This is a genomic window from Lelliottia sp. EB106-05-01-XG201, assembly GCF_058791735.1.
In genome coordinates this window covers 1,262,414-1,275,088 of sequence record NZ_JBYTDV010000001.1, presented here as the reverse complement: position 1 = coordinate 1,275,088, position 12,675 = coordinate 1,262,414, and the positions used below count along the sequence as shown (strand labels likewise).

General features: G+C 58.2%; 10 protein-coding genes and 1 pseudogene. 3 read left to right on the top strand and 8 right to left on the bottom strand.

What is annotated here, in order from left to right; genetic code table 11:
* Positions 1 to 476: 476 nt before the first annotated feature.
* Positions 477 to 4,364, bottom strand: coding sequence for a phosphoribosylformylglycinamidine synthase (purL, locus tag AC3WS9_RS05995; protein ID WP_492487283.1), 3,888 nt, complete (start codon positions 4,362 to 4,364; stop codon positions 477 to 479).
* A 251-nt stretch (positions 4,365 to 4,615) separates the two neighbouring features.
* On the opposite strand from purL, the pseudogene mltF reads away from it, so the two are divergent.
* Positions 4,616 to 6,181: pseudogene (gene mltF, locus AC3WS9_RS05990) on the top strand (membrane-bound lytic murein transglycosylase MltF); the annotation flags it as partial.
* On the opposite strand, the gene tadA reads toward mltF, so the two are convergent.
* Genes tadA through murQ form a run of 4 tightly spaced genes read right to left on the bottom strand, consistent with a single transcriptional unit; the run spans position 6,069 to position 9,540 of the window.
* Positions 6,069 to 6,608 carry a tRNA adenosine(34) deaminase TadA gene (tadA, locus tag AC3WS9_RS05985; RefSeq protein WP_492487281.1) on the bottom strand — a complete coding sequence of 180 codons (540 nt, stop codon included), beginning with the start codon at positions 6,606 to 6,608 and terminating at the stop codon, positions 6,069 to 6,071. The pseudogene mltF and the gene tadA sit on opposite strands and share 113 nt — an antisense overlap.
* 24 nt (positions 6,609 to 6,632) lie before the next feature.
* On the bottom strand, positions 6,633 to 7,268 hold the full coding sequence (yfhb, locus tag AC3WS9_RS05980) for a phosphatidylglycerophosphatase C (protein ID WP_285146910.1): 636 nt from the start codon (positions 7,266 to 7,268) through the stop codon (positions 6,633 to 6,635).
* Positions 7,269 to 7,271: 3 nt separating this feature from the next.
* The gene (locus AC3WS9_RS05975; protein ID WP_285146911.1) at positions 7,272 to 8,633 is read right to left on the bottom strand and encodes a PTS transporter subunit EIIC; all 1,362 of its coding nucleotides are present in this window, start codon (positions 8,631 to 8,633) and stop codon (positions 7,272 to 7,274) included.
* Positions 8,634 to 8,646: 13 nt separating this feature from the next.
* A complete protein-coding gene (gene murQ, locus AC3WS9_RS05970) occupies positions 8,647 to 9,540 on the bottom strand; it encodes an N-acetylmuramic acid 6-phosphate etherase (protein ID WP_282494162.1) in 894 nt (297 codons plus the stop codon).
* Positions 9,541 to 9,656: 116 nt separating this feature from the next.
* Here murQ and AC3WS9_RS05965 point away from each other — a divergent pair, with 116 nt between their 5' ends.
* Positions 9,657 to 10,505, top strand: coding sequence for a MurR/RpiR family transcriptional regulator (locus AC3WS9_RS05965; RefSeq protein ID WP_285149774.1), 849 nt, complete (start codon positions 9,657 to 9,659; stop codon positions 10,503 to 10,505).
* A 56-nt stretch (positions 10,506 to 10,561) separates the two neighbouring features.
* Positions 10,562 to 10,822, top strand: a complete 261-nt coding sequence (locus AC3WS9_RS05960; protein ID WP_015960043.1) for a YfhL family 4Fe-4S dicluster ferredoxin — start codon at positions 10,562 to 10,564, stop codon at positions 10,820 to 10,822.
* Here AC3WS9_RS05960 and acpS read toward each other — a convergent pair.
* From acpS to recO, 3 genes are read right to left on the bottom strand one after another with little or no spacing between them, the layout of a single operon-like run.
* Positions 10,819 to 11,199 carry a holo-ACP synthase gene (gene acpS / locus AC3WS9_RS05955; RefSeq protein ID WP_285146913.1) on the bottom strand — a complete coding sequence of 127 codons (381 nt, stop codon included), beginning with the start codon at positions 11,197 to 11,199 and terminating at the stop codon, positions 10,819 to 10,821. The genes AC3WS9_RS05960 and acpS overlap by 4 nt on opposite strands.
* Complete coding sequence (gene pdxJ, locus AC3WS9_RS05950) at positions 11,199 to 11,930, bottom strand: pyridoxine 5'-phosphate synthase (RefSeq protein WP_285146916.1); 732 nt, start codon at positions 11,928 to 11,930, stop codon at positions 11,199 to 11,201. Before pdxJ ends, acpS begins: the two co-directional genes overlap by 1 nt.
* Positions 11,931 to 11,957: 27 nt before the next feature.
* Positions 11,958 to 12,668, bottom strand: coding sequence for a DNA repair protein RecO (gene recO, locus AC3WS9_RS05945; protein ID WP_492487277.1), 711 nt, complete (start codon positions 12,666 to 12,668; stop codon positions 11,958 to 11,960).
* Between the last annotated feature and the right edge of the window lie 7 nt (positions 12,669 to 12,675).

The following is a 12,675-nucleotide window of genomic DNA, read 5'->3' as shown; positions in this document are numbered from 1 at the left end:
TGAGGCGGTGCCTTACTCGACGTTTCGCCCTGGGTCTGATAAAGCATCGCTATAATCAGTAGTTGGACGGCAGGCACCTTGTTGTGCGTCATTCGAAGTTTATGTAGCGCTTCCCGAAGGGGCTGACATAAGAGGGTGAATGAGCCACTGGTTAATATTATGCAACAGCCGTGCCAGAATGCAAAACAAATTATTATCTTACTGTAAAATAACAGTTTTATGGCATTAACGCGTTAATTGATGGCTGAACAATTTCCAGGCTAAGTGTCGCTAAATAGATACAGCTTCTTACCGCCTTTTCATGCCCTTTATAAATCAATGCGTTATACGTCTCCTTTTGGAGACACCCATGTTATGGGTTTGTCGCAATTTTGCGACAGACATAAAAAAGCCCGGTGGCGCTCACGCTTACCGGGCCTACAGGGCTTTAATCGTAGGCCGGGCAAACGCAGTGCCGCCCGGCAACAACTGGCTGATTAGCCTAACTGTTTACGCGCGTTACGGAAGATGCGCATCCACGGGCTGTCCTCGCCCCAGTTTTCCGGGTGCCAGGAGTTGCTCACGGTGCGGAACACGCGCTCCGGGTGCGGCATCATGATGGTGGCGCGGCCGCTTTCGCTGGTCACGGCGGTAATGCCGTTTGCAGAGCCATTCGGGTTTGCCGGGTAGGTTTGCGTCACTTTGCCGAAGTGATCGACAAAGCGCAGTGCTACCAGCCCTTTACTTTCGAGCGTCGCCAGATGTGCCGCATCACGCACTTCCACCTGGCCTTCGCCGTGAGAAACGGCAATTGGCATCTGCGAGCCCACCATCCCCTGCAGCAGCAGAGACGGGCTTTGGGTCACTTCCACCAGGCTGAAACGCGCTTCGAAGCGGTCGGACTGGTTACGCACAAAGCGCGGCCAGGCGTCGCTGCCTGGGATCAGTTCGCGCAGATTCGACATCATCTGGCAACCGTTGCACACGCCCAGCGCCAGCGTTTGCGGGCGATGGAAGAAGGTTTCGAACTCATCGCGCACGCGATTGTTGAACAGGATGGACTTCGCCCAGCCCTCACCTGCGCCCAGCACGTCGCCGTAAGAGAAACCACCGCAGGCCACCAGCGCCTGGAAGTCGTCCAGGCCGGTGCGTCCTGCCAGCAGATCGCTCATGTGAACATCAATGGCGTCGAAGCCCGCGCGGTGGAACGCTGCGGCCATTTCGACGTGGGAGTTCACGCCCTGCTCGCGCAGGACCGCCACTTTCGGACGCGCGCCGGTCGCGATGTACGGTGCCGCAATATCTTCGTTGATGTCGAAAGAGAGCTTCACGTTCAGGCCCGGATCGCTGTCATTCGCTTTCGCTTCATGCTCCTGGTCCGCGCATTCCGGGTTGTCGCGCAGACGCTGCATCTGCCAGGTGGTCTCTGCCCACCACATACGAAGACGTGAGCGGCTTTCGCTGAAGACCGCATGACCATCGGCTTCAATAACAAAACGATCGCCGGTGACGGCTTTGCCAAGATAGTGCACGCAATCCGCCAGGCCATGTTTCGCCAGCAGCGCTTCGACCGCGTCGCGATCCGCCGCACGCACCTGAATCACCGCGCCCAGCTCTTCGTTGAACAGCGCGGCCAGACGATCTTCGCCCAGCGTGGCGATGTTCGCTTCCACGCCGCAGTGGCCGGTAAAGGCCATTTCCGCCAGCGTCACCAGCAGGCCGCCGTCTGAGCGGTCGTGATAGGCCAGCAGTTTGCGTTCGGCCACCAGCGCCTGAATGGCGTCGTAGAAGCCTTTCAGCTGCGCCACATCGCGCACGTCTGCCGGTTTGTCGCCCAGCTGACGATAAACCTGCGCCAGCGCGGTCGCGCCGAGGGCGTTGTGGCCTTTGCCGAGATCAATCAGCAGCAGGGCGTTATCCTCCGTGACCAGCTGCGGGGTGATGGTGTGACGCACATCTTCCACGCGGGCAAAGGCGGTGATGACCAGCGACAGCGGAGAGGTCATCTCGCGCTGCTCGCTGCCTTCCTGCCAGCGGGTTTTCATCGACATGGAGTCTTTGCCGACCGGAATGGTCAGACCCAGCGCCGGGCAGAGCTCTTCACCCACCGCTTTTACCGCTTCGTACAGGCCAGCGTCTTCGCCAGGGTGACCGGCTGCGGCCATCCAGTTCGCGGAGAGTTTGATGCGTTTGATGTCGCCAATCTGCGTCGCTGCGATGTTAGTCAGCGCTTCACCGACCGCCAGACGGGCAGAGGCGGCAAAGTCCAGAAGCGCCACCGGGGTACGTTCGCCCAGCGCCATCGCTTCGCCGTAGTAGCTGTCGAGACTCGCTGTAGTCACCGCGCAGTTCGCCACCGGGATCTGCCACGGGCCGACCATCTGATCGCGGGCCACCATACCGGTCACCGAGCGGTCGCCGATGGTCACGAGGAAGGTTTTTTCTGCGACGGCTGGCAGGTGCAGAACGCGATTCACCGCGTCAGCAATCGAGATACCGCGCACATCCAGCGCTTTGCCCGCGGCTTTGCGGGTTTCAACGTTGCGGGTCATCTTCGGCGTTTTGCCCAGCAGCACGTCGAGCGGCAGGTCAATCGGCTGATTGTCGAAATGCGGATCCTTCATGCTCAGGTGCAGCTCTTCCGTTGCTTCACCGATGACCGCGTAAGGTGCGCGCTCGCGACGACACAGTGCGTCAAACAGCGGCAGCTGATCCGGAGAGACCGCCAGCACGTAGCGCTCCTGGGATTCGTTACACCAGATTTCCAGCGGGCTCATGCCTGGCTCATCGCTCAGGATGTCGCGCAGGTTGAATTTGCCGCCGCGTCCGCCGTCGCTCACCAGCTCCGGCATGGCGTTAGACAGACCGCCCGCGCCGACGTCGTGGATAAACAGAATCGGGTTGGCGTCACCAAGCTGCCAGCAGCGGTCGATCACTTCCTGGCAGCGACGTTCCATTTCCGGGTTGTCGCGCTGCACGGAGGCGAAATCGAGATCCGCGTCAGACTGACCGGATGCCATTGAAGAAGCCGCCCCACCGCCCAGGCCGATGTTCATCGCCGGGCCGCCGAGGACGATCAGCTTCGCGCCGACGGTGATATCACCTTTCTGCACGTGATCGGCGCGGATATTACCGATCCCGCCCGCCAGCATGATCGGCTTGTGGTAGCCGCGCAGCTCTTCACCGTTGTGGCTGTCGACTTTCTCTTCATAGGTACGGAAGTAGCCGTTCAGGGCCGGGCGACCAAATTCGTTGTTAAACGCTGCGCCGCCCAGTGGACCTTCGGTCATGATGTCGAGCGCGGTGACGATACGCTCCGGCTTGCCAAAATCCTCTTCCCAAGGCTGTTCAAAGCCAGGAATACGCAGGTTGGAGACGGAGAAACCGACCAGGCCCGCTTTCGGTTTTGCGCCGCGTCCGGTTGCGCCTTCGTCACGGATTTCACCGCCGGAACCGGTCGCCGCACCCGGCCACGGGGAAATCGCCGTCGGGTGGTTGTGTGTTTCGACTTTCATCAGGATATGCGCTGGCTCCTGATGGAAGTCATAGCGCCCTGCTTCGCGGTCGGCGAAGAAGCGGCCTACCTCGGAACCCTCCATCACCGCCGCGTTGTCTTTATAGGCAGACAGCACGTGGTCAGGCGTTTGTTCCATGGTGTTTTTGATCATTTTGAACAGCGACTTCGGCTGTTCTTCGCCGTCGATAATCCAGGCGGCGTTGAAAATCTTATGGCGGCAGTGCTCGGAGTTGGCCTGCGCGAACATGTAGAGTTCGATGTCGTTCGGATTGCGGTTCAGCTTCACGAACGCATCCTGCAGGTAGTCAATCTCGTCGTCGGCCAGTGCCAGGCCGAGACGCAGGTTGGCATCAATCAGCGCCTGACGGCCTTCGCCCAGCAGATCCACGCTCTGTACCGGCGCAGGCTGATGGTGAGCGAAGAGCTGCTGTGCGTCATCCAGCGTCGCGAAAACGCTCTCCATCATGCGGTCGTGCAGCTCGTCGGCGACGGTCTGCCACTGTTCCGCGGTCAAGGTTGAGGCTTCAACGTAATACGCCACGCCGCGTTCCAGACGATTGATCTGGCTCAGGCCGCAGTTGTGAGCAATGTCAGTGGCTTTAGAAGACCAGGGGGAGATGGTGCCAGGGCGAGGCGTCGCAAGGACCAGTTTGCCGGTTGGCGTATGGCTGCTCAGGCTCGGGCCATACTTGAGCAGACGTTCAAGCTGCTCGCGCTGCTGCGCATTTAAGGGAGCATTCAGGTCAGCAAAATGGACATACTCAGCGTAAATATTGCTTACCGGAAGGTCGGCTGCCTGAAAACGTGCCAGCAGTTTGTTGATACGGAAGGCAGACAGTGCAGGCGAACCACGCAGAATTTCCATCATAAGTCTCTCGTCTTCGAAGCGCCTGAGGCGCTTACAGTGTGCGCAAGGGGAAAACGGGCGTCATTATAGAGAATCCTGAGCGCCGACGAAACCGTTTGCGTCGAAATAAAATCATCTCGCCTTTTTATCCATCGGTGTGACCTGTCTCTCTAATTTGTTGCCAACTGACGCAAGTTTGCGCAAAATGCCGCTCAATCAATGGCAAACCTTATAATCAACATGGCTACAGCACACTGAGGCAACGCACGGCGCAGAGAATTAACTAATTGAAAAAATTAAAGATTAATTATCTGCTCATCGGCATTGTGACATTGCTGCTGGCAGCGGCCCTCTGGCCTTCTATCCCCTGGTTCGGCAAAGCCGAAAACCGTATCGCCGCGATCCAATCGCGGGGGGAGCTGCGCGTCAGTACGATCAGCTCTCCGCTGACCTACAACAATGTGAACGGCAAAATCACTGGTCTCGATTACGAGCTGGCGCAGCAGTTTGCCGACTACCTCGGCGTGAAGCTCAAAATCACCGTTCGCCAGAATATCAGCCAGCTGTTTGACGACCTGGATAACGACGATGCCGATATGCTGGCCGCCGGGCTGGTCTATAACAGCGAGCGCAGCAAAAGCTATCAGCCAGGACCAACCTACTATTCCGTCTCGCAGCAGCTGGTCTATCGCGTCGGCAGTTTGCGCCCCCGCACTCTTGCCACTCTGACCGATCAGCAGCTCACCATCGCGCCCGGGCATGTGGTGATTGAGGATCTGCGCTCCCTCAAAGAGAAGAAATTCCCCGATCTCAGCTGGAAGGTCGACGAGAAGCTCGGCACCACGGCGCTGCTGGAACAGGTAAAAGATAAAAAGCTGGCGTACACCATCGCCGATTCGGTGGCGATCAGTCTGTTCCAGCGCGTGCACCCGGAGATTGCGGTGGCGCTGGATGTGACCGACGAACAGCCCGTCACCTGGTTTAGCCCTCTCGACGAGGATCAAACCCTCTCCGCCGCGATGCTCGATTTCTTCAATTCAATGAACGAAGACGGCACGCTCGCACGCCTTGAGGAGAAATATCTCGGCCACGGCGGAGATTTCGATTACGTCGATACCCGCAGCTTCCTGCGCGCGGTGGATAGCGTTCTGCCGGATCTCCAGCCGTTGTTTGAGAAATACGCCCAGGAGATCGACTGGCGTCTGCTGGCGGCGATTTCCTATCAGGAATCCCACTGGGACGCGCAGGCGACTTCCCCGACCGGCGTGCGCGGCCTGATGATGCTCACCAAGAATACTGCGCAAAGCCTCGGTCTGACGGACCGTACCGATGCGGAACAGAGCATCAGCGGCGGCGCGCGCTATCTGCAGGATATGATGGCGAAAGTGCCGGAGACGGTGCCGGAAGAGGAGCGGATCTGGTTTGCGCTGGCGGCGTACAACATGGGTTACGCGCACATGCTCGACGCGCGGGCGTTGACCGCCAAAACCAAAGGTAATCCTGACAGCTGGTCTGACGTTAAACAGCGTCTGCCGCTGCTCAGCCAAAAGCCCTGGTATAACAAACTCACATACGGCTATGCGCGCGGGCACGAGGCCTACGCGTATGTGGAAAATATCCGTAAGTACCAGATAAGCCTGGAAGGGTATCTGCTGGAGAAAGAGAAGGAAGTGATAGAGGCGAATCAGCTGGCGCAGAGCTATCCGGTGGTGTCACCGAATGAGCTTAATCACCCGACGACTTCAGTTCTGCCTTTTGTTGCTTTTTCTGCTGACGGCGCATTCGAAAGAAATCGCTTAATAGCTCCGAACAGTCTGGTGCAAGCACCCCGCCGATAATCTGCACCTGGTGGTTCATACCAGGGTGTCCTAGCACATCCATCAGTGACCCCGCCGCGCCGGTTTTTTCATCCCGCGCGCCGTACACCAGCGTGCCGATGCGGCTGTGAACCATCGCGCCGGAGCACATCACGCAGGGTTCGAGCGTGACGTACAGCGTGGTGTCGAGTAAACGATAATTCTGCAGTACCAGCCCGCCCTGACGCAGGGCCATGATTTCCGCATGCGCGGTCGGATCGTGGCGGCCAATCGGACGGTTCCACCCTTCGCCAATCACCTGATTGTTATGCACCAGAACGGCACCCACGGGCACTTCGCCCTCATCCCAGGCGCGTTTTGCAAGGGAGAGCGCGTGGCGCATCCAGTATTCATGGTTGAGTTCAAGGTCAGACAACGAAAGGTACTCCAGTTGGAAAGCGGGCGGCATTATACACACCCGTTATGGTTAACACTATTCCAGTTGCTGAAGTTCGCCCGACGGCGTGACGCGCCAGCGGTGCTGGCAGAAATAGAGCAGCGGGTTATCCTGCTTGCTGTCGCTGTAGCCGCTGTAAAGACGCAGCGGCGTGCCGATTTTCTTCTCGAGCTGCACCACTTTCTCATGGCCCAGACAGCGCAGCGTCAGTACCCAGCCGCCGTAAGCGCGGCCCATCTGGGTGGCAATCAGATTGACGCGCGGCAGCCAGGGGGTGTCGAAATAGACCTGCTCCACCAGCGGCTGCGGCGAGCCGGTAATCAGCCAGATATCGGCGTCGTTGGCGTTGAGATATTGCGTCAGGCGATCCTGAACCACCGGAAACGCGGTGACGTGACCGCGAAACCAGTGGACGAAATCCTGCTGAAGCTGTTTAAGCCGCGCGTCGCTGTGACCAAAGGTGCAACCCCACAACAGCAGACTCATGGGCCAGCGCGCCGCGCGCCCTTTTACCAGCAGCGCAATCCCGATAACCGGCAGGAGTGGCAGCACGAGCAGTGCGTTCAGGGGCTGGCGACGCAACAGATAGCGCATAAATGTGCCAAACATATCCTGCTGATGTAGCGTTCCATCCAAATCGAAAAAGACAACGCGACGCTCGTGATTAACCAAACCTTACTCCTCTGGATCGTTGAACCCTAACAGCCAGGTCATCAGGAACCCGGCGATGACTGCTACTAAACAGCCTAACAGATAGAGCATGACTTTTCCGGTCACGATGGTTAATGCCAGCGGTAATCCGGAGATCCCGAAGGTGATAACCGTCGCCACTTTCCAGTAGCTGATCAACGCGCCGCCCACTGCGCCACCGATACAGGCGGCAAGGAACGGCTTGCCGAGCGGCAGCGTGACGCCGAAAATCAGCGGCTCGCCGATGCCCAGCAACCCAACCGGCATCGCGCCTTTGATCACTTTTTTCAGACGTTCGTTACGGGTTTTCATCAGAATGGCGACCGCAGCACCGACCTGCCCCATCCCCGCCATCGACAGGATTGGCAGCAGTGCGTTATACCCGTGGGCCTGGACCAGCTCAACGTGGATCGGCACCAGTCCCTGATGCAGCCCGGTTAATACCAGCGGCAGGAAAGTCCCCGACAGTACCGCGCCGACCAACAGTCCGCCGCGATCGATAGCCATCGTCGCGCCGTGGGCAATCGCCTCGGAGATCAGGCCGCCCAGCGGCTGGAGCGCCACAATGGCGACCGTACCGGTGATAAGCGTGGTCAGCAGCGGGTTGAGGATCAGTTCAATCGAGCCCGGCAGCAGGTTGCGCAGCCGTTTTTCGATCCAGCACATCAGGGCCACCACCAGCAGCACTGCGATGACGCCGCCGCGGCCTGGCTGGAGCGCCTCGCCGAACAGGGTGATTTGCGCGAGCTGCGGGCTGGAGAGGATCCCCGCCATCACGCCTCCCATCGCCATCGAACCGCCGTAGACTTTCGCCGCGTTGACCCCCACCAGAATGTTCATGATGGCAAACACCGCGCTGCCGAATATGCCCAGAATGCCGAGCATATTTGGATAGTGGGTCGCAAAATCCCCGACGATATCCGGGCGCTTGAGGATATTGATGATCCCGGTAATCAGACCCGAGGCGATAAACGCCGGGATCAGGGGGATAAAGACGTTGGCCAGCTGGCGCAGCGCGTCGCTCATTGGGGCTTTGTATTTGGCTTTGGCCTGCGCTTTGTTGCGATCGACATCGCTTAAAGCTGCAGCGCTTTCCCCGGTCATCAAGGCGCGCATCGCATCGACGACCTGCGCGGCTTTGCCCGGTCCGACGATCAGCTGGTGCTGTGCGCCCTGCTTCACGTAGCCGCTGACGCCGGAGAGCTTTTTCAGACGCGCCAGATCGAGCTGATCGTCGTCCTGAACTTCGACCCGCACGCGCGTCATGCAGTTTTCGAGACGGCGGATGTTTTTCTCTCCGCCAATCCCCTGCAGGATGTCGCTGGCGAGCGCTGCTGTTTTTTCCATATACGCCTCAGTGTTAGTTTTGTAATGCCGCGCGCAAGAATCCCTGATGGGCTTCCAGTTTTGCTCGCGCCGCTGTGGCGTCCAGTCCGCTCAGAATCATCAGAATGGCCGGTTTAACGTCGTGGTCGGTTTGCTGGAGAACGGCTTCCGCCTCTTCACGGCTGGCTCCGGTGGCTTCAACGACCATGCGGCAGGCGCGGTCCACCAGCTTGATGTTGGTGGCTTTCATGTCCACCATCAGGTTCTGGTAGACCTTGCCGAATTTGACCATCGCGCCCGTGGAGATCATGTTCAGCACCAGTTTTTGCGCGGTGCCTGATTTCAGGCGCGTGGAGCCGGTCAGGGCTTCCGGTCCGACGACCGGCGAGATAGCTATGGCCGCCACCTGAGCAATCGGTGAACCAGGATTACAGGAGATGGCCACCGTCGTGCAGCCCAACTGGTTCGCATACTCCAGGCCACCAATGACATAAGGCGTGCGCCCGGAGGCCGCCAGGCCAACCACCAGATCGTTTTCGGTCAGGTTGATGGCGATAAGATCGTCGGCCCCCAGCTGTTTGTCGTCCTCGGCCCCTTCGACCGCTTTAAGCAGCGCGCCAGGCCCCCCGGCAATCAGCCCGACCACCAGCCCATGCGGCACGCCGAAGGTTGGCGGGCATTCAGAGGCGTCCAGCACGCCGAGACGTCCGCTGGTCCCCGCGCCCATGTAAATAATGCGTCCACCGGCTTTCAGAGCGGCGGCGGCGGCATCGACCGCTTTCGCCACCTCGGGCAATGTCTCTTTCACTGCCAGCGCGACCAGCGTATCCTGTTGATTAAAACGGTTAACAAGGTCGAGAGTGGAGAGCGCGTCGAGATCCATGGTTTGTGGATTACGGGTTTCGGAAACGAGTGAGCCAAGATTCATCTTTTGTACCTCAGGAATTTTTAATTCATATTAACCGTACTATAATGGAATATAAAATTCATTCAGGCGAGCAAAACTCTGTTTTGCAGCAGCAATCACATTTCGCCAGGAGGCGTATGAACTGTTTAATTCGTATTCGCCAGCGTTACGCGGGCTTTGCCCAGAGCGATAAAAAACTGGCGGACTTCCTGCTGGCGCAGCCCGATCGTGCGCGTCATCTGAGTTCTCAGCAGCTGGCCAGCGAGGCCGGTGTGAGTCAGTCGAGCGTGGTAAAGTTCGCCCAAAAGATTGGTTTTAAAGGTTTTCCGGCGCTGAAGCTGGCGATCAGCGAAGCGCTGGTCAACAACCCGAATCCGCAGTCTATGCCGCTGCACAACCAAATCCGCGGCGACGATCCGATGCGTCTGGTCGGCGAAAAACTGATCAAAGAAAACGTCACGGCGATGCACGCTACGCTGGATGTGAACAGTGAAGAGAAATTACTGGAGAGCGTGGGGATGCTGCGCGCCGCGCGGCGCATCATTTTGACCGGCATTGGCGCATCCGGACTGGTGGCGCGTAACTTTGGCTGGAAGCTGACCAAAATCGGCTATAACGCGGTGGTTGAACAGGACATGCACGCCCTGCTCTCTACCGTGCAGGCGATGACGCCTGACGACCTGCTGTTAGCCATCTCCTACTCCGGGGAGCGTCGCGAGATCAATCTGGCGTCCGACGAGGCGCTGCGCGTTGGGGGGAAAATCCTCGCCATTACCGGCTTTACGCCGAATGCGCTGCAGCAACGGGCTACGCGATGCCTGTATACCATCGCCGAGGAGCAGGCCACCCGCAGCGCGGCCATTTCCTCCACCAGCGCGCAGATGATGCTGACGGATTTGCTGTTTGTAGCGCTGGTCCAGCAGGATCTTGAGCATGCGCCAGAGCGCATTCGTCACAGTGAAGAGCTGGTAAAAAAACTGGTCTGAACAGGGAATGAGCGTATAATGCCCGCCCTGTTTGTGATGTTTCTGAGATTTTCCTGATGGCGCTGTTAATCACCAAAAAATGCATCAATTGCGATATGTGCGAACCCGAATGCCCTAATGAGGCCATTTCGATGGGTGACAGCATCTATGAGATTAACAGCGACCGCTGCACCGAGTGCATCGGCCATTACGAAACGCCGACCTGCCAGAAAGTCTGCCCGATCCCCAATACTATTCTGAAAGATCCGGCGCACGCCGAATCAGAAGAGCAGCTGTGGGATAAGTTCGTGCTGATGCACCACGCGGACAAAGTCTAACTTTCGATGATTACCGTGGCGCAGGCGTAGTGACGTTCGTCTGCCAGCGTAACGTGCATGTGATTCACACCGAGTTTTTCAGCCAGTTTTTGCGCCTCGCCCCATAACCGCAGACGGGGTTTTCCCAGCTCATCGTTAAACACTTCAAACTGATTAAACGCCAGTCCATTACGAATCCCGGTGCCGAACGCTTTTGCGGCGGCTTCTTTGACCGCAAAGCGCTTCGCCAGAAAACGCACCGGCTGTTGGTGCGCTTCCCAGATGGCCCATTCGTTGTCGCTGAGCACCCGTCTGGCAAGGCGATCGCCGCTACGGGCGATCACCGCTTCGATGCGGGAAATTTCAACGATGTCCGTACCTAAGCCAAGAATCGCCATTACTGACGCGCTTCCAGCATCAGGCGTTTCATTTCGGCAACGGCCTCTTTCAGACCGCTCATCACTGCGCGCCCGATAATCGCATGGCCGATATTCAGCTCGTGCATTTCCGGAATTTCAGCGATCGCTTTGACGTTGTGATAGGTCAGACCGTGACCGGCGTTAACTTTCAGGCCGAGGCTCGCCGCGTAGGTGGCCGCTTTGGCAATACGATCGAGCTCTTTGGCCTGGGTGGCTTCATCTTTCGCGTCCGCGTAACAGCCGGTGTGAATTTCGATGTACGGCGCACCGACGTCGGCTGCGGCTTTGATCTGCTCGAAATCGGCGTCAATAAACAGGGAGACCAGGATACCCGCATCGGCGAGGCGTTTGCAGGCATCGGTCATTTTGTCACGCTGACCGGCAACATCCAGCCCGCCTTCGGTAGTCACTTCCTGACGTTTCTCTGGCACCAGGCAGCAGAAATGCGGCTGGGTTTCGCAGGCGATCGCCAGCATCTCTTCCGTCACCGCCATCTCCAGATTCATACGCGTATCCAGCGTCTGACGCAGGATACGAACGTCGCGATCGGTGATATGGCGGCGGTCTTCACGCAGATGAACGGTAATGCCGTCAGCGCCAGCCTGCTCGGCGATAAATGCCGCCTGAACCGGATCAGGATAAGCAGTGCCTCGCGCGTTACGCAGCGTGGCAATGTGATCGATGTTGACGCCTAACAGTAATTCAGCCATGACAATCCTCGGTTTTCTCATTGTTCGTTAACGCTTTGGCACAAACTGCCTGAATAATTCGCGACTCTTTAAAGGCTTACCACCAAGATACGGCTTGAGGGCAATTCGGGTAAAGCGTTTTGCCGCGCGTAAGGTATCCTGGTCAGGAAATTCTCGTTCATACAGCGCCCTGAGATGCCGCCCGGTGAACGTCGCGTTATCAATCACCACGCTGGCAATAAACCCCTTCTCTTCCCGATAGCGGTAGGTCATGGCGTCATCCACGGATTCGCCGCTCCCCGCGCAATGGAGAAAATCCACGCCGTAGCCAAGATGGCCGAGCAGCGCCAGCTCAAAGCGACGTAATGCGGGTTCGGGCGTGCCCGTTGCGCCAGCCAGCGCCTGGATGCAGTGGAGATAATCGAAAAAGAGTTCAGAGAAGCGGGTTTCGTGTTCAAGGACGCGGGAGATGAGTTCGTTGACGTACAGACCGCTATAGAGCGTGATGCCCGACAGAGGAAGCGCCAGGGAGACGGCTTCGGCACTGCGCAGGGTTTTGACTTCGCCGCGTCCACCAAAGCGAACCAGCAGCGGAGTGAAGGGTTGTAACGCGCCCTTCAGATTAGAGCGTTTGGAACGTGCGCCTTTTGCGACAAGGCGCACGCGACCCGATTCTTCCGTGAAGACGTCCAGCATCAGGCTGGTTTCGCTCCACGGACAGCTGTGCAAGACGAATGCGCGCTGCCAGCCTTCAGTCATGTTCGTT

Coding starts and splice junctions, on each gene's coding strand:
- purL (WP_492487283.1), bottom strand. CDS start 4,364: ATGATGGAAATTCTGCGTGGTTCGCCTGCACTGTCTGCCTTCCGTATC.
- tadA (WP_492487281.1), bottom strand. CDS start 6,608: ATGCCGCCCGCTTTCCAACTGGAGTACCTTTCGTTGTCTGACCTTGAA.
- AC3WS9_RS05975 (WP_285146911.1), bottom strand. CDS start 8,633: ATGGAAAAAACAGCAGCGCTCGCCAGCGACATCCTGCAGGGGATTGGC.
- murQ (WP_282494162.1), bottom strand. CDS start 9,540: ATGAATCTTGGCTCACTCGTTTCCGAAACCCGTAATCCACAAACCATG.
- AC3WS9_RS05965 (WP_285149774.1), top strand. CDS start 9,657: ATGAACTGTTTAATTCGTATTCGCCAGCGTTACGCGGGCTTTGCCCAG.
- AC3WS9_RS05960 (WP_015960043.1), top strand. CDS start 10,562: ATGGCGCTGTTAATCACCAAAAAATGCATCAATTGCGATATGTGCGAA.
- acpS (WP_285146913.1), bottom strand. CDS start 11,199: ATGGCGATTCTTGGCTTAGGTACGGACATCGTTGAAATTTCCCGCATC.
- pdxJ (WP_285146916.1), bottom strand. CDS start 11,930: ATGGCTGAATTACTGTTAGGCGTCAACATCGATCACATTGCCACGCTG.
- recO (WP_492487277.1), bottom strand. CDS start 12,668: ATGACTGAAGGCTGGCAGCGCGCATTCGTCTTGCACAGCTGTCCGTGG.